Below are 19,938 nucleotides of genomic sequence, written 5' to 3'. Positions count from 1 at the left end.
TCCCGGGCGCATGCGTGGGGCGCGCTTCCCCGGCGTCACTCCTGTCCTGGTGCTCCAGCGCGTCCGGGGTGCGGGTGCGGCGCGCCGCCCGGTTGGGCAGCGGCGCGCCGCAGGCGGTGCAGAAGGTGGCTCCCGCGCGGATCTGCTGTTGGCAGCGCGGGCAGCGTTCGGCGTCGGGCATCACTGCTGGTTGGGTCCTTGCTGGTCTGGCTCCTTGGTGTCCCGGGGCGGGGCCTCCGGCCGGGGCGCTGAAGGTGCGTTGGGCGTTTCCGCCCGATCCGCGGCAGGGTCCCCGCCTGCAATCCGGCGGCGGCGTGCGGCAAGGATCCCGCCCATCGCCGGCAGCGCCATGCGGCCGCCGCGCAATTTGGGGCCTTTGCCGGAGTTCATCGCGGTCCTGGCGTCGGCAAGAAGCGACCGCGGCGAGAACCGCGCCTGCTGGCGCCGCCAGAATCCGATGGAGGAGGTCATCTCCTTGAGGGACCCGTCCACGATGGTCCAGTACTCGCGGACCTCCTCCTCCGTGGGCTCCCCCGCTCCGAAGATCGAGGCGTCCGCCCGGCGCGCCAGCATGGTGGTGGTCCCCTGGGTGGCGGGGAATGCTTCGGCCAGGACGGCGGCACTCTCCCGCCGCGTCGAGCGGGTGTCGACGGCGGCGCCCAGGTCTGTCGCCAGGCTCACCACCTCGTTCCATCCTCCGCCCACACGCTGGGCGGGGTGCCCGTCGCGGAAACGCGACTTCCGCCGTCGTGTCTTCAGCAGGGCGATCAGCAGCAGCGGCAGGGCCAGGATCACCAGCGGGATCGCGACGACGCCCAGGGCACCCAGGAGGGCACCCCAGAACAGCCACGGGTTGTTCTTCTTCTGGTCGGCATCCAGCGCGTCCGGTGATGAGTCCGGCGGCAGGTCTGCCGGCTCCTGCGGCGGGGGCGGCGGCTGCAGCACCTGCGGCTTGGGCTTGGACTTGTTCTCGGGGTCAGGCGGGATGGGGATGTTGTCCTTGGGCGGGGTGGGATCGAAGCTGACCCAGCCGACCCGTTCAAAGGCGACCTCAACCCAGGCGTGGACGTCCTTGCCGGTGATCTTCACCTCGCCTGCACCGTTCTCCGGGCTGGTTGGCTCAGGGTAGAAACCCATCACCACGCGGGACGGGATGCCCAGGTGGCGGAGCATCAGGGACATGGCCACCGCGTACTGCTCATCGTCACCAAGCATCTGCTTGGCCGTCAGCAGGCTGCGGATGCGGGCTGCGCCGTGGCCGGAGACGCTGGGCAACTGGCCTTCACTGACCAGGCCGTTGCTGAACGCCCCGGTTTTTTGGAAGTGGGCTTCGATCTGGCGCACCCGGTCGATGGCCGTCGGCGCATCAGCGGACAGGTCGTTGGCCTGGGACCCCACCACCGGCGGCACCTCCAGCGCGTCCGGGAGGGAAATCTTTGCGAAATCGTACTGCGTCAGCTGCCCGTGCTCGAGCTTGACGGGATCTGAGACCTGGACACTGTAGGAGTCGCCGCGGGACAGCCCGCTGGTGGTCACCGCGGTGTCGGAGCCGGGGTTGAAGTAGAGGCCCGAAGCGGCGGCAGAGCCGGACTGGTCAAAGCTGATGCCCGTGGTCTTTCGTCCGCCGGGGACAAAGTAGCCCTGGTAGTCCTCGATGTTGATGCTGATCGAGTAGTCGTTGGTGGGCACCACACCGGATGAGTCGGCGAGGGTGTTGATGGATTTCGCATCGCCCACCTTGCTGAAGTTTCCGGAGCCATTCGGGTCCATGTTGTAGTTGGTCCCGTTGAAGGCATCCAGGGCGCCGAGCCGGACCCGGCCGTCCTTCGGGAGGCCCTTGACCACGAACAGGGTGTCGTCCTTTTTGTCCTTCACATACGTCCGGAAGCTTGCCAGGGGCGTGATGTAGTCCTTGGGGTCGAACGGGGGCACCACCACGTTGCGGAGGACCTTCCGGTCCTCTCCTGCGCTGACCAGCGGTGCGGCCACCGCGGTGACCCCCACACTGACGGCAATGACTCCCGCAGCCATGCCCAGCCGGCGGATCCGGGCACGCCGTGCGGCGGCCGTGTCCGTCTGCGGGTTGTTCACGGACACCCGCCGGGTGTTGTTCCGCCGGAGCGCGTCCCGGCGGAACGTTGCCCACGCGATGCCCAGCACGGTCAGGCCGATGCCACGTTCCAGGGTCAGGAACGCCGCGTTGGTGCTGAAGGCGATGCCCGTGACGAACAGGACCAGCACGGGCAGGAGGGGCAGGTAGGGGCTTTTGGTGCGCCACGTCAGCAGCGCAGCCACGAGCGCCGTGATCAGGGAACTCAGGAACGGGACAATGAGCACGCCGCCGGCAGTTCCCACGGGCACACCCACCGTGAGCATGTCCTTCCAGGCGAAGACGACGCCGAGGAGCAGGGTCCGCAGCGAATCCAGGGTGGGGACGAAGCCGGCGATGGCAGCATCAGGGACCGCCAGCCAGGTGCCAAAGAGCAGGTACGCGGCAAGGCCGAGTGCGGTGGTGATGAGCAGGCCCAGGCGCAGGTGGGCATTGACCGCGCCGATGGCCAGGCCCAGGATGATGCCGCCGAAACCCGACAGCAGGTAGTACGGGTCCCCGCCGAAGCTCAGGCCGAAGCCGAGCAGTCCCAAGCCCAGCAGGACCACCAGGGCTCCGGCGTCGAGCAGGAAGTGCCACAGCGGCTGGCCGTCCGCGAACGCCGACTCCTGGTTGGCCACTTTGCGGCGGCTACGGTTCTGCGGGGTTTGTCGGGATCGGCCCGGTGCGGTGCTCATGCGGCCGCCTTTCTCAGCACGATGGCAAGGTCGGCCAGGTCGCCGAGCGTCAGGACAGTAAGGTCTGCGATGTTGGCCCGGGTGGGGGCCGCGCCGGTTTCCACCCTTACTGCCAGGCTGCGGACGCCGGGCGGCACGGATGCTGCCGCCGAGCGAAGCTGGCTTGCCGTTACGTTGCTGCCCACCACGAAGAAGACGACGGAGGCGTTGGGGACGGTGTCAGCCAGGGTCCGGGCGAGGTCGACGGCGGTGCGGCGCATGGGGGTGCCCACGATCCGGGTCATGTCATCGAGCATGTTGCGGCCGGTTTCGCAGCGCAGGGGCCCCTTCTGGGTCAGGACATCCAGTTCGCGCTGTTCGTGGATGGCCTGCCGGCCGATGGAGGCAGCCACCGAGATGGCCATCTCGAACTCGGTTTCGGAAGCGTATTCCTCGGTGTTGATGGACAGCGAAATGGCCAGGTGGGCGCGGCGCGTTTCCTCGAACTGGCGCACCATCAGCTTGTTGGTGCGGGCGGTGGTCTTCCAGTGGATGTGCCGGCGGTCATCGCCCGGCACATAGTCGCGCAGGGCGTGGAAGGAGACGTCGGCGCTGGAGAGGTCCGTGGTGGGCATGCCCTCAAGGTCGCGGATGAAGCCGGCGGCGGAGCCGGCCAGGGCGACGGTGCGCGGGTGGACGAAGAGGTCCTCCGGCTCGGTCCAGAGGACCTGGCGGCGCAGCAGGTGCAGCGGGTCCGCCCGCACGGAGCGGACCGGTCCCACAACGATGACGGCGCGCCGCGCAGTGGGGATGGTGAACAGGTCTTCGTGGACCTGGCCGGGCTTCATCCGGGGCAGGTGGAACACGGCAGTGGTGCTGCCCACCGGCAGTTCCAGCGCAGCCGGCAGGAGGGGACGTGCCGAGGTGTTGGAGACGGCAATGCTGCCGACGGCGCTGTCCCCCACCGCCACCCGGGTGCGGGCCAGGTCCAGGACCACCCCGTACGAGGACCGGCCCAGGATGAAGGCCACTGCGATGACGAACATGGCGAAGGCGGCAATGGCCGCCGCCGTGGCTTCCTGCCAGCCGAATGCCTGTCCTGTGGTCCAGAGCAGGATCGCGGCGGCGAGGACGGACCAGCCCAGGATGCTGACCACGGAAAGCACCGGCCACGCGTACTTCAGCCAGGTGTCCCGGACGGACCGCCATGCGGGCGCCAGGGCCTGGAGTGCGGTGCTGCTGGCCTCGGACCACACCGCGGCCGGGTGCAGCCGGGTGGGGCGGCCGTTCCGGTGGAAGAGGTGCTGGAGACGCTCCGCGAGCCGGGTCAACGGGGTACCGCTGGACGTGCCGTCGGACATAGGGGTGTGCCTTCGTTGTTGCGCTGGAATGGAATGACGGTGGCTGCGGCGTGCGGCCGCAGCCGGGCGGATCAAGCGTTGGTGCGCTGCTGCGGGGCGGCGACGTCGGCCAGGATCCGGGTCAGCACGGCCTCGGCGGTGGCGCCGGAGAACTCTGCTTCGGGGTCCATCACGAACCGGTGGGTCCACACCACGGATGCCAGTTCCTTGATGTCGTCCGGCAGGACGAAGTTCCGGCCCTGCGCGGCGGCCCAGACCTTGGCGGCCCGCACCATGGCCAGGGCACCACGCACTGACACCCCAAGGCGCGTTTCCGGGGCGTTGCGGGTTTCCTCGCACAGCCTGGAGATGTACTCCAGCACGGCAGTGTCCACGTGCGCCGTTGCGGCGAGATCGGCCATGTCCGCCACGGCCTGGGTGGTGATGACGGCGGAGAGTTCCTTGGAGCGGTCCTTCAGGTTGCTGCCGCCCAGGAGCCGAACCGTGGACGCGTGGTCCGGGTAACCGATGGAGGTCTTGATCAGGAAGCGGTCAAGCTGCGCCTCGGGAAGGCGGTAGGTACCGGCCTGCTCGATCGGGTTCTGGGTGGCCATCACCATAAAGGGCCGCCCTGCCGAATACGTGACGCCGTCCACGGTCACGCGGGATTCCTCCATGACCTCCAGCAGCGCCGATTGGGTCTTGGGCGAGGCACGGTTGATTTCGTCGGCCAGGACGATGTTGTTGAAGATCGGGCCCTTGTGGAACTCGAACTTCTGCGTCTTCTGGTCGTAGATGGTCACACCGGTGACGTCGGAGGGCAGCAGGTCCGGGGTGAACTGGATGCGGTTGTTGGAGCCCTGCACGGTGGCAGCCAGGGCGCGGGCAAGGGAGGTTTTGCCCGTACCCGGGGCGTCCTCGAACAGGACGTGGCCTTCGGCCAGCATGGCGGTGAAGGTCAGCCGGATGACGTGTTCCTTGCCCAGCACCGCCTGGCCCACGTTGGCAACCAGCTTTTCGAACGTGTCAGCAAACCACTCGGCCTGCTCAATGGTCATGGTCATGAGATGTGCTTCCTTCTGATGGATCGGAATTCCTTGTGGGCCCGGGAGGTCCGGGCCTGCAAGGGGTGATGCGGTTGCTAGCGGTTTGGCATGCCCTTGGGCGGGGTGCAGCCCACGTTCGAGGTGTCGCAGCGGAGCCAGTTGCCGGACGCCATCCCCGAATTCAGGTGGTACCAGATGCCGCTCGGGTTGTTGGAGGTCTTGTACCAGACCTGGTAGCGGTCCGCCGTGGATGGGGCACCGGCATCGAGCCACTTGCCGCCACCTGTGCACTGGGACGGGTTGCCGTCGATGAAGCTGTCCGTCCCCTGGCGGGGCTCCGTGCAGCTGCGCACCGGGCTTGCCGTGACGTACCAGTCCGTGGGCGGGGGTGGGGTGTTATCCGGACCGGAGGTAGACGTGACCGGTCCGCCGATTGCCCCGTTGGTGACGGTGTAGGCGCGGACCCGCAGTTTGTGGCTCGTGCTCCACCCGCCGGCTCCGGTATCGAACTTGTTCGCCTTGCCGACGTTCTGCCAGCCGCCACCATCCATGCTCACTTCGTAGTAGCTAAGGGGCCTGCCGTTCGTCGCGGGGTCGTTCCAGGTCCAGTGCACCTGGCCATCGCCCTTCGCCGAGGTGCCGCCGTTGATGCTGGGGGCATTGGCAGGACCGTAGGGGTTCCCGGTGCCGATGGCCTTGGCGTCACCGGACATATTGTTCTTGGTGGACGTGGCAATGATGGTCACGGTGATGTCCCGCCCGTTGGTCATGCCACCGATGGTTCCTCCCCCGGCCTTGATGGCACCTGTCTTTCCGTCGGCATTGTATGAGTAGGCAATCTCGGACGCCGTGGAGCCGTTGCGCTGCGCATCCGTCAGGGGCGTGAACGTAACGTCGAGCTGGCCGCTGGTCCCGTTCTCTTTTACGGTTCCAGCGTTGACAGTGCCAGGTTTGCCTGCTGCCCGGATTGCGGCGGACTGCGCGCTCGTGGCGCTCGTTCCGGCCTTGTTGGTTGCCGAGACCGTAAAGGTGTAGTTCGTTTCCGAGTTGTCCACGGTGACGTTCTGCGAGGTGCCGGACACCTGCTGGCTGGAGACCGCGGCACCGCCCCGGAGCGTGGTCAGGGTGTAGGCCGAGACCGCGTCACCGTTGTTGTTGGGCGCGGTCCAAACCACCCTCAGCTGGCTCTGCGAACCTACCGGCGTCGCCTGTGCCACGCTCGGCGCCGCTGGAGTGGCGGGGACGCCGGCCGGCACCTCGGCCGCCGAATACGGGCTCCACTCGGAGGGGTCCTTGGCATCGTTGCGGGCCAGGACCCGGACCTTGTAGGAGACGCCGTTCTGGAGGCCCTTCCAGACGTAGCTGACCGATGTCAGCCCCTGGATCTGGGCGGTCTGCCCGGCCGGAGCCGGTGAAATTTCCAGGTCGTAGGACTTCACCGGGGAGCCCTTGCTGGCCGGGGCAGTCCAGTTCACCGTCAGCTGCTTGTCGCCGAACTTCAGCGACGGCGCCAGCGGCGTATCCGGTTTGACGTCCGGGCGGACATCGGCGGACGCCGGCGAGCGGTCGGAATCGCCGAACTCGTTGGTGGCCGTCACTTGGAAGTGGTACGTGGTGTTGTTGGTCAGGCCGTTCAGGGTGCAGGTGTTGGCCGGGCACTCCTGCCGGAACCCGCCCTCACCATAGACGGTGTACTTGGTGATGGCGGAGCCACGGTCGGCCGGCGCGGACCAGGTGAGCAGCGCGGTCTGGTCGCCCACGCTCTGCGCCTGCGGCGTGGTGGGCGCAGCAGGCTTGTCCTTGACGGTCAGCCGGACACGCGCTGTGGCATGCCTGGAGCTGTCCTGCGTCTTGTCTTCCACCGTGTACGCCACCACCATGGTTCCGGTGAACCCGGGCGCCGGTGTGACGGTCACAGAGTCACCATTGACGCCCACATTCCCGCTGCCCGTTTCGGTGTTCGCGGCAATGATCTTCAGCGGTGTTTCCGGGAACGGGTTGGCGTCATTGGCCAGCACATTGATGGTCACCGGTTTGCCGGCGGCGGCGTTGTCCTGCACGTCGTCGTTCGCCACCGGTTTGGGCCGGTTGGAGGCGGTCACGGCAAGCTGGTAGGTGGCGGTGGCCTGGAGCCCGCGGGGGTCGGTTGCCGTGACCTGCACGGCGGCGCGGGTTCCGGTTGCCGTGGAATCGGCCGCTGACACCTTCAGCGTCTTGCCTTCGATGCGTGCGTTGAAGCCGCCGGGTGAGTCGCCCACCACTTCGTACTTCATCTTCTCGACGTCGTCCTGGTCCGGATCGGAGGTGAGCTTGCCGAGGTCCGTGGTGGCCGAGTCACCCTTGGGAACATCCACGTTGGCGCCCAGCAGTTCCGGCGGGTTGTTCTTGTTCGGGTCCGGGAGGACCTTGGTGCGGATGCTGAGGGTGGACTTGAGTCCGGCAGGATCGTCCGGTCCGGTGCCGTCGGTCACCTCGAAGGTCAGTGAACCGGGGCCCACATAATCCGCACCCGCCGTGTACTTCAGCCCGGCGCCGTCGCGCGTCACCGGATCGCCGCCGTCGGCACCGATGAGCTTGATCCGGTCCGCCTGGGTCAACCGGGGTGACCGTCCTTCCCGTACCTTGACCCATTCCTTCAGGTCGACGTCGACGGACTGGCCGGCAACCACCTCGATGACTTCGTCCTTGGCCAGGGTGGGAACCTGCTGTCCCAGGCCCGGCACCCAGATGATGGCTGTGGACTTCTGGGCGTCAACGTCTTCAACGGTGTACGGGATGAGCTGCGGCTGCTCGGTCAGGTCCACCAGGACGTTGCCGTTGCCGCCGGGCCGCGCCGTGGTGGCGTCCGTGCTGATCTTCAGGTTTTCGCCCACGCCGTCGGGATCCTCGTCGTTCTTGAGGACCGGAACGTCAACAGCGGTCTTCCCCATGGCCTGGGCGGACGTCACCCTGTCATCACGGGCGATCGGCGCCTTCAGAGGCACGTCGTTGTCGACCACCAGGCGGATGGTGGCCTGGGCGGTGGCGTCCCGGTCGTCGGCGATGGTGTACCGAACGTTGACGGTTCCGGCCTCGTTGGGGGCCAGGAGGATGATGCGGCCACTGTTCTTGCTGACGGTGGCCTGCAGGGCCGGGTCGGCCTCGATGCCGTCGGTCAGGATGCGGATGCGGTCGCCGTCTGGATCGGTGTCGTTGGCGAGGGCATCGACGGCGATCTGGCGGCTCGGGCGCACCCGGACCTCATCATCCACGGGGGTGGGCTTCTGGTTCATGTCACCCCGGGGTGCAATACCCACGGTGACGGTTCCCGTGTTCACGGCGCCCTGGCGGTCCACCACCTTGTAGCGGAACGTGTCGGTACCGGCGCCGTCCCCGGCAGCAGTGAAGTCGATGAAATTGCTGCCCACGGTGGCGGTTCCCATGGCAGGGGTGCTGTCGATGCCGGTCAACTGCACGGAGTCGCCGTCGGGATCGATGCCGTCCAGGGGAACCGGAATGCGGACAGTACCGGCAGCCACCACGCGGGCGGTGAGGTTCCGCGGCTGGGGCCGGGAGTTCTCCGCGCCTTCGAGCGGAAGAATGTGGATGGTCACGGCGGCGGCGCTCTTCTGGCCCTGCGGATCCACCGCGTTGTAGATGGCGCGCACGGTCTTGGGCTGGCTGCCCGCAATGAACCGGAGCGTGTTCTCGGAGACGAAGCTCTTGCCGTCGGCAGGATCAACCGCCTGCGGCAGCACGGGGTCCACGGTCAGTTCCTGCCCCTGCGGGTGGGTGTCATTGTCCAGGACGGGGATGGTGACCACGTCGTTGACGCGGACATTCACCTCGTCCGGCTTGGGCTGGGGTGCTTCCACCACGGCCGGTGCCGGGACCGGCACCACGGAGACTGAGCCGGTGGCAGACTTCTTTCCGTTGGACATGGTGTATTCGAACAGGATGGGGTCCTTGGTCCCCAGGATGTCCGTGATGCGCAGGACGCTGTGGTTGATCACGCTGACGGACACCGTCGCGTTGTCCGGGAGCTTCACGGACTGCAGCACCAGGACACCCCCGGAGGGGTCGGAGTCATTGGCCAGGGGGTCCAGCAGCACGCTGCCGCCGATGGGCATCAGGGCAACGTCATGGACTGCCACGGGGTCGCCGCCGTCGTTGCCGGATTCCACGTCCACCCGGATGAGGCCCTGGCTGCTTTGGGGGCCGTTGCTGGCGATGTAGGTCAGGTAGACGGGGCCGGGCGTGCTGCTGCGGAAGGTGAAGGTGCCGCCGTCAGTGACGGGGCCAAGTTCGGCAGGGCCGTTGGCTTCCACCTGGGCCAGGCGGAGGGCACCTCCGTTGGGGTCGACGTCGTTCTTCAACGGGGAAATGACCAGGTCCTGGCCCACCACGGCGGTGACGTGGTCTGCGTTGACCACGGGTGCCAGGGCGCCGGGCGGCTGCACGTTGACCACCACCTTGCCCGTGACGGTGGCACGGCCGTCCCAGATGGTGACCTGGACGTTCTTCTTGCCGGCGGAGGCGCCGGAGTCCTGGAAGGTGAGCAGGCCGTCGCGCCGGACCTTGACCTGGTCCTGGTCGTTGTCGGCCTTGGCGTCCAGCAGGACCAGGTCGTCGCCGTCGGGATCGATCCAGTCGGTGAGGATGTTCTGGCTGACGGTCTTGCCCTGCTCCACCAGCATGGTGGTGTCTTCCCCGCGCTTGAACTTGGGCGGCTTGTTTTCGTCGGGCCCCACCACGTTGAGCGTGACCTGGCCGGTGGCGGACAGGCCGCGGCCGTCCGAGGCACTGTAGTTGAAGGTCTCGGTGCCCGGCTTGGCGTCTGCGGGGACGGTGATCTGGAAGGCGGTGCCGCCGTAGATGCTTTCCAGCGTCCCCGATTTGGGTCCGGCGTCCCCCACCGCTGCGGTGAGGACGTCGCCGTCGGGGTCGGAGTCGTTGTCCAGGACGCTGAGGATGGTGGTGCGGCCCGGGCGGACTCCGACGGCGTCGGGCTTGGTTTCCGGCGGACGGTTGGGCTTGGTGCGGTCCGGCAGGATGTTGATGGTGTTGTTGTCCGCCGACTCCTGGTCCTGATCGTCGGACTGGTTCTTGGGTGGGATGACGTCGTCCCAGTTGTTCACCAGCTGCATGTTCTGGTTCACCAACCACACGTTCCCCGAGTTCACATCATTCAGGACCACCAGGTCCCGGTTCACCCGGAAAACATACGACGGCGACGCACTCGCCCTCGGCACCGCAACATTCTTATCATCAGCATCATTGACACAGTCCCGGACATACTTGTTCGCACCCGACCACGCCGCATGCACACACCCGCCCAACTGCACCGGAGCAGCCGGAACCCCCTCACCATCAAACGCCACCGTCCCGGCCGTACCCCCACCCAACGGCTGCTTCAACAACGCCTTCCGCGTCGCCACCGCCACAACATCACTGCCCGGCCCAGGCTGCTGCAACTTCGCATCCCGCGCATCCTCCAACGCCAGCCGCTTACCACCAGGCAAAAACAGGCTCCCCGCAGCAGCATCCAACACCACCGGCTGGTCCCCCACCACCGTCATCTGCAAATCCCCGGCACCCTTAAGACCATCCCAGGTACTGGACTCCGACGACGTAACACCACCATCAGCGTCCACCCCCGTCACCGTCACCACACCGGTCTTCGGATCCGCCGAATAAATCCGGTCATCAGACCCCACCACCGACACAAGGCCCGCCGAACCAACCATCACCGGCTCGGACGCTTCCTTATCAAAACCATTCACCGTGGACGGCGACACCGCCCACACCTTCCCCGACGCAGCATCCGTCACCGAAATCGTCCGCGCCCCAAAACTCACATCAGCCGCCCCCGGCAACTGCTTATCCCCACCCAAACGCATATTCGCCGGCGACACCTGGTTCAACGTCGAACCAGTCTCATCGTCAACAAACACCTCACCGGCATGCTGCAACACATCAAACGTCGTCGACGCCGGCGTCACCGCACCATCCAACACCCGCGACGGATAATTCAACCGCCCCACAGCATTCCTGGACTTCGACACCACCCACACACCACCGTCATTCAACTCCACCTCAGTGGTCTTAAACCCCGGATACAACACAGCACCCGTCACCACCACAGCAACCACAGCACCAAACGCAGTACCGGAGAACCACCGGGAGCGGGCCAGGCGGCGCCACCGGGGCGTGCCGGAAACAGGGCTTTGGGCGCGCGTTTGGCCGCGACGTTTCATGAGTGAAAATCCCCCGGTAGATCTAGGCTCTTTGCCTGCAGCCGGCGTCACGGGACCCCGGGCACCACAACGATACCGCTATACGCCAACAAATGGACAAATTACTTCAGCAGGCTTGCGCGGCAGCCGAAGCCTGCTTACTAGTCGAGGACCAGGCCCTTGCCCCGGCCGCGCGTGAGGCGGACGGGATTGATCTCGCCAAAGCCGCGCACGTTTTCCGGCTCCTGGGGAATCAGGACGAACCGCTCGTCGTGCTCCAGGGCGGAAGCGGTCATGGAGTCCACCAGCACCGTGCCCGGATCCGCAAGGGTGGTCAGGCGCGCTGCGAGATTGACAGTGGGACCGTAGATGTCGCCCAGGCGGGACAGGATCCTGCCCCACACCATGGCCACCCGGGCTTCGGGGAGGATCTCGTCCTCGGTGAAGGCCTCGGCGAGCGCCAGGGAGATCTCGGCACCGGCTGCCGGGGTTTCGGCGATGTACAGGACTTCATCACCCACCGTCTTGACCAGCCGGCCGCCGCCGACGGAGATGATCTCTGCGCACTTGTTCTCGAAGCGCTGGACCAGGCGGGCGAGCGTCTTCTCGTTCATCCGGCGGGACAGGCTGGTGTAGGAGACCAGGTCAGCGAAACCCACGGCGCGGGCCAGGGGCAACGGAGCGTCATCCTCGTCGCCTTCACGGCCTTCCTCGCTGGCCTGCAGACCGGCTTCGGCCCGGACCGCGAGCCGCTGGACCCCGGCGTTGAGCTGGCGGCGCCAGGAGTACACCAGAACCTCTTCGAGGGCGTCCACCAGAGCGGGAAGTTCGTTGACCAGGCGCTTGCGGGCCACGGCATCCGTGACGCCCTGCTCGTGGACCATGTCCTCCACCAGCGCTTCGATCTGCCAGACCACCATGCGGTCGGTCATTTGGCCGATGGAGCGGGTCACCGAAATGGCGGCTTCCTCCGTGAGCTTGCCGGCGCGGACCAGGTCCACCACCGTGGACAGGGCGGCCTGGTCACGTTCGGTGAAGGCGACGTCCTCATCGCCGAAGTTCGGGAAGCCCAGGGCGCGCCAAAGTTTGCGGGCAGAGAGCAGTGAGAGTCCCGCGCCGGCAGCAACTTCACGACGGCGGAGCTTGCGTTCACCACCCAGCAGCCGGGCTTCGAGCGCCTTCATGGCCAGGCGCTCGGCGGACATGGCACCTGTGGGCGGGTGCCGGTCGACGGCGGGCATTTCCGCGGGGGAATCCGGGCCGGCCAATGACGCGCCGGCGTGGTAGTCGTCGGAAGCAGGCTCGACGGCGGCGGTTCCGGTCGGGATGCGCTCGACGCGTTCCTGCTGGGCCTCATCGGTCATCCCGTCCACCTTCTCTCATGTCCTCCGGAAAAGCACCGGCGGGGTAATACGTCGCGCCACCCGGCTGGGTCCCGCTGTCGTCCGGCAGTTCCCCGATGGCGTCGAGGATAAAGTCGCGGAACCGGGCGACCTCGGGCACGTCGCGAAAGGTCACCATGCCCTGGTGCCCGGTTTCCAAGGATATATTCCCTGAGCGCACCAGTCGCTGCAGCAGCGATTCATGGACTGTCAGGTTGCGCACCGACGCCAGGTTCACCTGCTGGTCCCGCCGGTTCAGCAGGCCGTACCGGGCCACCATCCGCTGGCTGGTCAGGGTGTAGCGGGTGCCTTGCCAACGCAGCAGGCGGGGCAGGCAATAGCCCAGCCATACGGCGGCGGCGGCGAGGACGCAGGCGGTCACGAGCCAGGGCGTCCACTGGCGGCCGAGGGCCGGCGCCACACGGGCTGCGCCGCCGCGGATGACCCAGGCGCTGGCGAAGGCGGCAAGTGCAGGCGCCAGGACAAAGGCCACCGCGGCTCCGGCGAGCTTCCTCGGCTGCGGGCGGGTAGTGACGATGACCTGCTCCCCTGGCACGAGGGTTTTACGCATACCCACCCTGGTTTGGCGCGTCCGGGGATGTCCAGGGCCGCAGGTGCACCACGTCACCGGCAGTGACCACGTGCTCGTGCGAGTCCCGGTCCACCACCAACAGGGAGCCATAGTCATCCAGCCGGGATGCATGCCCAATGATTTCGTGGTCGCCGGGCAGTTGTGCGCGCACCTGCTTTCCCAGGGTGACCATGACGGCCTCAACCCTTTTGTGCAGCGAAGGGCCCCCCGCCATGCCTGCCGTCGGGTCGCCGTCGGCGTTGCAGAAACTGCGGTACAGGACCGCGAAGTGGGACAGGTAGCTTTTCAGCAGCGCGGTGCGGTCGGTGGTGCGGGCACCTTCGATGACCACGGACGTGGCAGTGGGAACCGGAAGTTCGCTTTCGCGCAGCGTGACGTTCAGCCCGGTCCCCAGGATGACGGGGGGCACGCTGCCGTCCACCATGGGGCCCAGCTGGGCCAGGATGCCGGCGATTTTCCTGCCGCGCACCAGGACATCGTTGGGCCATTTGAGCTCGGCCGGGAGGCCGGCCGTTTCCAGCAGCGTTTCACGCAGCGCCAGGGCTGCGATGAGGGACAGCCAGGAGTAGCTCTGGGTGGGGAGGGGCCTGCCCTCCGCGTTGACGGGACGCAGCACCACGGAGACAGACACCGAGCTCAGCGGGGGCGCCTCCCACCGCCTGTCCAGGCGTCCCCGTGCGGCTGTCTGGTACTCCGCCGTCAGGACGGAGAGGTCCGGCCATGCCCCAGGGTCCACCGTGACACCGCGCAGGAGGTCGGCGTTGGTGGAGCCGGTGGAGTCCACGACATCGATCCGGGGGATCCCCGTGGCAGCGAGGAAACGCTGGTCGGCCAGGTCCCCTCGGTTCAGGGGGGAACCCGGTGCATGTGCGTCATCCATAGCTAGATCCTACCGAGCCGGGCCGGGTCCTACCCAGCCACCCGCCCTCGCGGAACAGGCCGTCCGGGCACCGCAGGGGGCCTGCTAAAGGAAGATGTCGGGAACCAGCCGGTCTTCCGGTGCCCCCAGGCTATAGGGGCGGAAGTCGGTCACGCCCGCGGCGGCGAGGACCTGTTCATCCGTGTAGAAGTTGCCCGACGGCGGCGCGCCCGCAGCGAGGTTGCTTCCGGTCAGGACGGCGTGGGCGGCGTCGGCCATGATCTGCGGGCCGCGGGCGGCAAGCACCATGGTGTCGCCGTGGGGCATGTTGCGGATGGCCGCCGTGTCGATCAGGGTGCACGGCCACAGTGAGTTGACCCTGATCCCGTCAGCCTTCAGTTCCTCGGCCAGGCCCAGGGTGGTCAGGCTCATCCCGTATTTGGCCATGGTGTAGGCAAGGTGCTTTCCAGCCCAGGAGGGGTGGAGGTTCAGCGGCGGCGAGAGCGTCAGGATGTGTCCCTGTTCGGAGGCACGGAGCGCCGGGAGCGCCAGCTTGGACAGCAGGAAGGTGCCGCGGACGTTGATGTCCTGCATGAGGTCGTACTTCTTCATGTCCACGGCGTCCGTGGTGGAGAGGTCAATGGCGGAGGCGTTGTTGATGACGATGTCGATGCCGCCGAACCGGTCCACGGCTGCGGCCACGGCGCCGGCCACGTCTTCGTCCCTGCGCACGTCGCCCACCAGGGGCAACGCCTGGCCTCCGGCCGCCTCCAGCTCCTTGGCAGCCGTATACACGGTGCCCGCCAGCTTGGGGTGCGGCTCCCCCGTCTTGGCAAGGAGGACGATATTGGCGCCGTCCCGGGCCGCCCTCAGGGCGATGGCCAGGCCGATCCCGCGGCTGCCGCCGGACAGCAGGATGGTCCGGCCCGCCAGGGAGCCGGTGGCCCGGTACGGGCTTTCGGAGGCATGCAAAGCATCGTCGCTTGAAGTCATGGGAACACTGTAGCCCAACTATGTTACCGGCGAGTAACATTGCGATGGTGTTGCTCGAGCCGCAGAAAATTGTAGGTTCCCTACAGCCGTCGGCGCCCAAACCGTCACTAGACTTGCCAGCAGGGTTGGTCTTTTGTGTGGATGCTACTTAAAGCGCCGGACAACACGGGCCGCCAGCCGACAGAACTGACCTGCTACAGAGCCGGAGACACTTGATGAGCCACGATCTGACAACGACAGCGGGAAAGATTGCCGATTTCCGCGACCGCCAGGCGCGCGCCGAACAGCCTTCCGGCCCCGAAGCCATCGAAAAGCAGCACGCCCGCGGCAAGAACACCGCCCGCGAGCGCATCGCCCTGCTGCTGGACGAGGACTCGTTTGTTGAGTTTGACGCCCTGGCCGTGCACCGCTCCACCGCCTTTGGCATGGAAAAGAAGAAACCGCTGGGCGATGGCCTGGTGTCCGGCTACGGCACCGTGGACGGACGCCTGGTGGCGGTCTACAGCCAGGACTTCACCGTCTACGGCGGATCGCTGAGCCAGGTCAACGGCGAAAAAATCGTCAAGGTCCAGGAGTTCGCGCTCCGCAACGGCTGCCCGGTCGTGGGCATCCTGGACGGCGGCGGCGCCCGCATCCAGGAAGGCGTGGCCTCGCTGGCCATGTTCGCGGACATCTTCCGGAACAACGTCCATGCCAGCGGCGTGGTGCCGCAGATCTCGCTCATCATGGGCCCGTCCGCCGGCGGCGCGGCCTACTCCCCCGCCCTCACCGACTACGTGGTGATGGTGGACAAGACCTCGCACATGTTCATCACCGGCCCCGACGTCATCAAGACCGTCACCGGCGAGGACGTGGACATGGAAACCCTCGGCGGCGCCCGGCAGCACAACGCCACCACCGGCACCTCCACCTACCTGGCCTCGGACGAGACCGATGCCATTGAGTTCGTGCGCGAACTGCTGGACTTCCTCCCGTCGAACAACCTGGCAGAGGCACCCGTCCTGGGGCACCAGCAGGAGTTGGAGACCGACGACGACGACCTCGCCCTGGACACGCTGGTTCCGGATTCAGCCAACCAGCCCTACGACATGCGCGCAGTGGTGGAGCAGATTGTGGACGACGGGCACTTCCTGGAGATGCAGGCCCTGTACGCGCCCAACGTGATGATCGGCTACGGCCGGGTGGAAGGCCACACGGTAGGCATCGTGGCCAACCAGCCCCTCCAGTTCGCCGGCACCCTGGACATCGCCGCATCGGAAAAGGCGGCCCGCTTCGTGCGCCACTGCGACGCCTTCAACATCCCCATCATCACCCTCGTGGATGTCCCCGGCTTCCTGCCCGGCAAGGACCAGGAGTTCCAGGGCATCATCCGCCGCGGCGCGAAACTTCTCTATGCCTACGCCGAGGCCACCGTCCCCAAGCTCACCGTCATCACCCGCAAGGCCTACGGCGGCGCCTACATTGTCATGGGTTCCAAGAAGCTCGGTGCCGACCTGAACCTGGCCTGGCCCACGGCGCAGATCGGCGTGATGGGCGCGCAGGGTGCGGTGAACATCCTCTACCGCCGCGACCTCGCAGCCGTGGCCGAGGACGGCGGCGACGTCGAGGCCCGCCGTGCCCAAGTGATCCAGCAGTACGAGGAAGAACTCCTCAACCCCTACCAGGCCGCTGAGCTGGGCTACGTGGACGCCGTCATCGCCCCTTCAGACACCCGCATCCAGATCATCAAGGGACTGCGCGCCCTGCGGGACAAGAGGGCCAGCCTCCCCGCCAAGAAGCACGGGAACATCCCGCTGTGACGGCGTCTCCCGAAGCCCCGGAACCCCAGGCCGAACCCCTGCTCTCTGTGGTCAAAGGGCAGCCGAGCGCCGAGGAGCTGGCCGCGCTGGCCGCCGTCGTCCTTTCCCTCAGCGGGGAAAGCCCGGCACCGGCCAGGACCGCCAGCGTGCGGCACTGGGTGCGGAGGCAGCAGCTGCGGCTCGCCCCCACGCCCGGACCGGGAGCATGGAGACGCAGCCAGGGCTGAGCCTCGCCACCGGGTAGGCTCGGGATGTGACTACCGACACTGCACCCGCCACGCGCCCGCATACCCGGATCGACGATGTCGCGGACAACTACACCGACACCCTGATCAGGCTCAATCCGACCTTTGCCACCACCCTTGGCCTGGCGGGACATGAGACGGAATACCAGGACTTCTCCCCTGCCGGCATCGCCGGGTTCGCCGAGGCGGCACGGGATGCCCTGGTTGCGCTGGAAGGCCTGGAGCCGGAGGACGACGTGGACGCCGTCACCCTGAACGCCATGCAGGAGCGGTTGGGCCTGCAACTGCTCATCCATGCCTCCGGGTGGGAGTATGCGGACCTGAACAACATTGCCTCCCCGGCCCAGGACATCCGCGCCATCTTTGACCTCATGCCCACCGAAACCGAACAGGACTGGGAGCACATCGCCGGGCGCGCACACAACGTGCCGGCTGCCATCAGCGGCTACACCGAGTCCCTGCGCATGGCCAGGGATGCGGGCAAGGTCGCCGCTGCCCGCCAGGTACGCATCGTCATCGAACAGGTGAGCAAGTACGCCGCCGGGGACGGCTTCTTCGCAAAGCTGGCCGCGGGTGCCGCCACGGATGCCGGGCCGCTGCCCACGTCCCTGCAGGAGAAGCTCAACGCCGGTGCTGACGCTGCCCGCCGGGCCTACACCGGCCTGGCGGAATTCCTGCGCACCGAACTGCTCCCCGCCGCTCCCGAAAAGGATGCCGTGGGCAGGGCCCGCTACGCACTGGCCTCCCGATCCTTCCTGGGCGCAGAGGTGGACCTGGAGGAAACGTACGCGTGGGGCGTCCAGGAACTCGACCGCCTCATCGCGGAGCAGGAACAGGTCGCAGCCGCCATCAAGGCGGGCGCCACCATTGCCGAAGCCAAGGAAATCCTCAACAACGACCCCGCACGGCAACTGAAGGGCACGGAGGCGCTCCGGGAATGGATGCAGGACCTCTCCGACAAGGCCGTGGCCGAACTCGCCGGCGTGCACTTCGACATCCCCGAGGTGATGAAGACACTTGAGTGCCGGATTGCCCCCACCGACGAGGGCGGCATCTATTACACCGGCCCGTCCGACGACTTCAGCCGGCCCGGCCGCATGTGGTGGTCCGTTCCCGCAGGCGAGGACACCTTCACCACCTGGGCCGAAACCACCACCGTGTACCACGAGGGTGTCCCGGGCCACCACCTCCAGGTGGCCACCGCCACCTACCGGCGCGAACTGCTCAACAAGTGGCGCCGGAACGTCTGCTGGACCTCCGGCCACGGCGAGGGCTGGGCCCTCTACGCCGAGAAGCTCATGCAGGAGCTGGGCTACCTGAACGATCCCGGCGACCATATGGGAATGCTGGACATGCAGCGCATGCGGGCAGCCCGCGTGGTCTTCGATATCGGCGTGCACCTCGAACTCGAGATGCCCGAACGCTGGGGAACCGGCACCTGGACCGCGGACAAGGGCTACGGATTCCTCAAGGAAAACCTCCCCATCAGCGAAGGCCAGCTCAACTTCGAGTTCACCCGCTACCTTGGCTGGCCGGGCCAGGCCCCCTCCTACAAAGTTGGCCAGCGGCTCTGGGAACAGATCCGTGCGGAGCTCGAATCACGGCCCGGGTTCGACCTGAAGGAGTTCCACACCAGGGCCCTCAACATCGGCTCTGTTGGACTCGATACCCTGCGGCGGGCGCTGCTGAGCTGACAGTCCACCCTCCGGCCGGATCCCTGGCGGGTGGACCATGCCCACGGCAATTGGTGGACAGCGCCCACGGCAATCAATAAGCTTGCTTACTAAATTGCCGTGGCGCATTGCCGAATGAGCAGGGAGACGATGTTGACGAACCTCCAAGGGACGCCGGCTGAGACGGGGGTGCATGGCGAACTTCGCCAGGACACGTCCGTGGGTGGCAAGGACCTCACCAGATGGGACACCCGGGCAGGCCGGCGCCTGGTGGGAGTGGTCCACCGCCTCAGCCAGGTACTGGGCCCGCACGGCGCACTGATCCTGACGCTGCTGGTGGGGGCGGTCATTTCCGCCGCCTTGACCGCCGCGTTCAGCGAGGTCTATGAAGCGGTAGTGGCCGCCGACGGGGTGGCGGGACTTGACCACCCGATATTGGCGGCCAGCAAGGACCTCCGCACCCCCGCCCTGGATGTGGCTGTCACAGCATTCACCGATGTTGGCGGGACCATCGGCATGCCGGTCCTCGCCATCGCCATCATGGCGGCGCTCGCGTTGCGGCGCCGCTCCTGGACCCCCGTCATCCTGATCGTCACCGCGGGCCTGGGTTCACTGCTGATGACCATCGCCGGCAAGCGCCTGGTGGGACGAACGCGGCCGGACCTCAGCGACGCCGTACCGCCCTACGAACACTCGGCATCGTTTCCCAGTGGGCACTCACTGAACGCGGTGGTGATTGCAGGCATCGTGGCGTACCTCATTATCCTGCGGCTCCACTCGAACCGCGCCCGCATCATCACCGCCGCAGCGGCAGCCCTCTTCGCCGTTGCGATCGGCCTGAGCAGGGTCTTCCTGGGCCATCACTGGCTCACCGATGTGCTGGCCGCCTGGGCACTGGGTGCTGCCTGGCTGGCGATCGTGATCACCGCCCACCGCCTCTACCTGACGGTCAGGAAGCACCACGAACCACGAGACGTTAAGCACACCCCTGCCGGGAATAAGTAACAAATGCCGCCGCTCGCCTTGAT

The 19,938-nt window shown here is 67.0% G+C and carries 13 protein-coding genes and 1 pseudogene; 5 read left to right on the top strand and 9 right to left on the bottom strand.

From position 1 onward, the window contains the following. Positions 1 to 103: 103 nt before the first annotated feature. From ACWRN3_RS01690 to ACWRN3_RS01670, 5 genes and pseudogenes are all read right to left on the bottom strand, one after another. Positions 104 to 181 (bottom strand): annotated as a pseudogene (locus ACWRN3_RS01690) (zinc-ribbon domain-containing protein); the annotation flags it as partial. Continuing rightward, a complete protein-coding gene (locus ACWRN3_RS01685; protein ID WP_476739698.1) occupies positions 181 to 2,787 on the bottom strand; it encodes a transglutaminase-like domain-containing protein in 2,607 nt (868 codons plus the stop codon). The gene ACWRN3_RS01685 and the pseudogene ACWRN3_RS01690, both read right to left, overlap by 1 nt. Further along, the gene (locus ACWRN3_RS01680) at positions 2,784 to 4,127 is read right to left on the bottom strand and encodes a DUF58 domain-containing protein (protein WP_476739697.1); all 1,344 of its coding nucleotides are present in this window, start codon (positions 4,125 to 4,127) and stop codon (positions 2,784 to 2,786) included. Before ACWRN3_RS01680 ends, ACWRN3_RS01685 begins: the two co-directional genes overlap by 4 nt. A 71-nt stretch (positions 4,128 to 4,198) precedes the next feature. Next, positions 4,199 to 5,170 carry an AAA family ATPase gene (locus tag ACWRN3_RS01675; protein ID WP_255174943.1) on the bottom strand — a complete coding sequence of 324 codons (972 nt, stop codon included), beginning with the start codon at positions 5,168 to 5,170 and terminating at the stop codon, positions 4,199 to 4,201. 77 nt (positions 5,171 to 5,247) lie between these two features. After that, positions 5,248 to 10,383 (bottom strand): Ig-like domain-containing protein, encoded by a 5,136-nt coding sequence (locus ACWRN3_RS01670; protein WP_476739696.1) that lies wholly within the window; start codon positions 10,381 to 10,383, stop codon positions 5,248 to 5,250. 532 nt (positions 10,384 to 10,915) lie between these two features. Between ACWRN3_RS01670 and ACWRN3_RS01665 the strand changes: the two genes are divergently transcribed. Beyond that, the gene (locus ACWRN3_RS01665; protein ID WP_324644615.1) at positions 10,916 to 11,161 is read left to right on the top strand and encodes a hypothetical protein; all 246 of its coding nucleotides are present in this window, start codon (positions 10,916 to 10,918) and stop codon (positions 11,159 to 11,161) included. Positions 11,162 to 11,528: 367 nt separating this feature from the next. Here ACWRN3_RS01665 and ACWRN3_RS01660 read toward each other — a convergent pair whose 3' ends face one another. The 4 genes from ACWRN3_RS01660 to ACWRN3_RS01645 form a co-directional block, all read right to left on the bottom strand. After that, on the bottom strand, positions 11,529 to 12,608 hold the full coding sequence (locus ACWRN3_RS01660) for an adenylate/guanylate cyclase domain-containing protein (RefSeq protein WP_236561043.1): 1,080 nt from the start codon (positions 12,606 to 12,608) through the stop codon (positions 11,529 to 11,531). Between the two features lie 112 nt (positions 12,609 to 12,720). Beyond that, the gene (locus ACWRN3_RS01655; RefSeq protein WP_255174940.1) at positions 12,721 to 13,320 is read right to left on the bottom strand and encodes a PH domain-containing protein; all 600 of its coding nucleotides are present in this window, start codon (positions 13,318 to 13,320) and stop codon (positions 12,721 to 12,723) included. Next, complete coding sequence (locus ACWRN3_RS01650; protein WP_255174939.1) at positions 13,313 to 14,221, bottom strand: biotin--[acetyl-CoA-carboxylase] ligase; 909 nt, start codon at positions 14,219 to 14,221, stop codon at positions 13,313 to 13,315. Before ACWRN3_RS01650 ends, ACWRN3_RS01655 begins: the two co-directional genes overlap by 8 nt. Positions 14,222 to 14,305: 84 nt before the next feature. Beyond that, on the bottom strand, positions 14,306 to 15,193 hold the full coding sequence (locus ACWRN3_RS01645; protein WP_476739695.1) for an SDR family oxidoreductase: 888 nt from the start codon (positions 15,191 to 15,193) through the stop codon (positions 14,306 to 14,308). Positions 15,194 to 15,408: 215 nt separating this feature from the next. On the opposite strand from ACWRN3_RS01645, the gene ACWRN3_RS01640 reads away from it, so the two are divergent. From ACWRN3_RS01640 to ACWRN3_RS01625, 4 genes are all read left to right on the top strand, one after another. Further along, positions 15,409 to 16,992 carry an acyl-CoA carboxylase subunit beta gene (locus ACWRN3_RS01640; protein WP_476739694.1) on the top strand — a complete coding sequence of 528 codons (1,584 nt, stop codon included), beginning with the start codon at positions 15,409 to 15,411 and terminating at the stop codon, positions 16,990 to 16,992. After that, positions 16,989 to 17,219 (top strand): acyl-CoA carboxylase epsilon subunit, encoded by a 231-nt coding sequence (locus ACWRN3_RS01635; RefSeq protein ID WP_255174936.1) that lies wholly within the window; start codon positions 16,989 to 16,991, stop codon positions 17,217 to 17,219. The genes ACWRN3_RS01640 and ACWRN3_RS01635 overlap by 4 nt, the downstream gene beginning before the upstream one ends. A 26-nt stretch (positions 17,220 to 17,245) precedes the next feature. Then, positions 17,246 to 18,931, top strand: coding sequence for a DUF885 domain-containing protein (locus ACWRN3_RS01630; protein ID WP_476739693.1), 1,686 nt, complete (start codon positions 17,246 to 17,248; stop codon positions 18,929 to 18,931). A 129-nt stretch (positions 18,932 to 19,060) separates the two neighbouring features. Then, a complete protein-coding gene (locus tag ACWRN3_RS01625; RefSeq protein ID WP_255174934.1) occupies positions 19,061 to 19,915 on the top strand; it encodes a phosphatase PAP2 family protein in 855 nt (284 codons plus the stop codon). The last annotated feature ends 23 nt before the right edge of the window (positions 19,916 to 19,938 follow it).

Source organism: Pseudarthrobacter sp. rb, assembly GCF_056389225.1.
The sequence above is the reverse complement of the archived record's forward strand: the minus strand, read 5'-3'. Positions and strand labels throughout refer to the sequence as shown.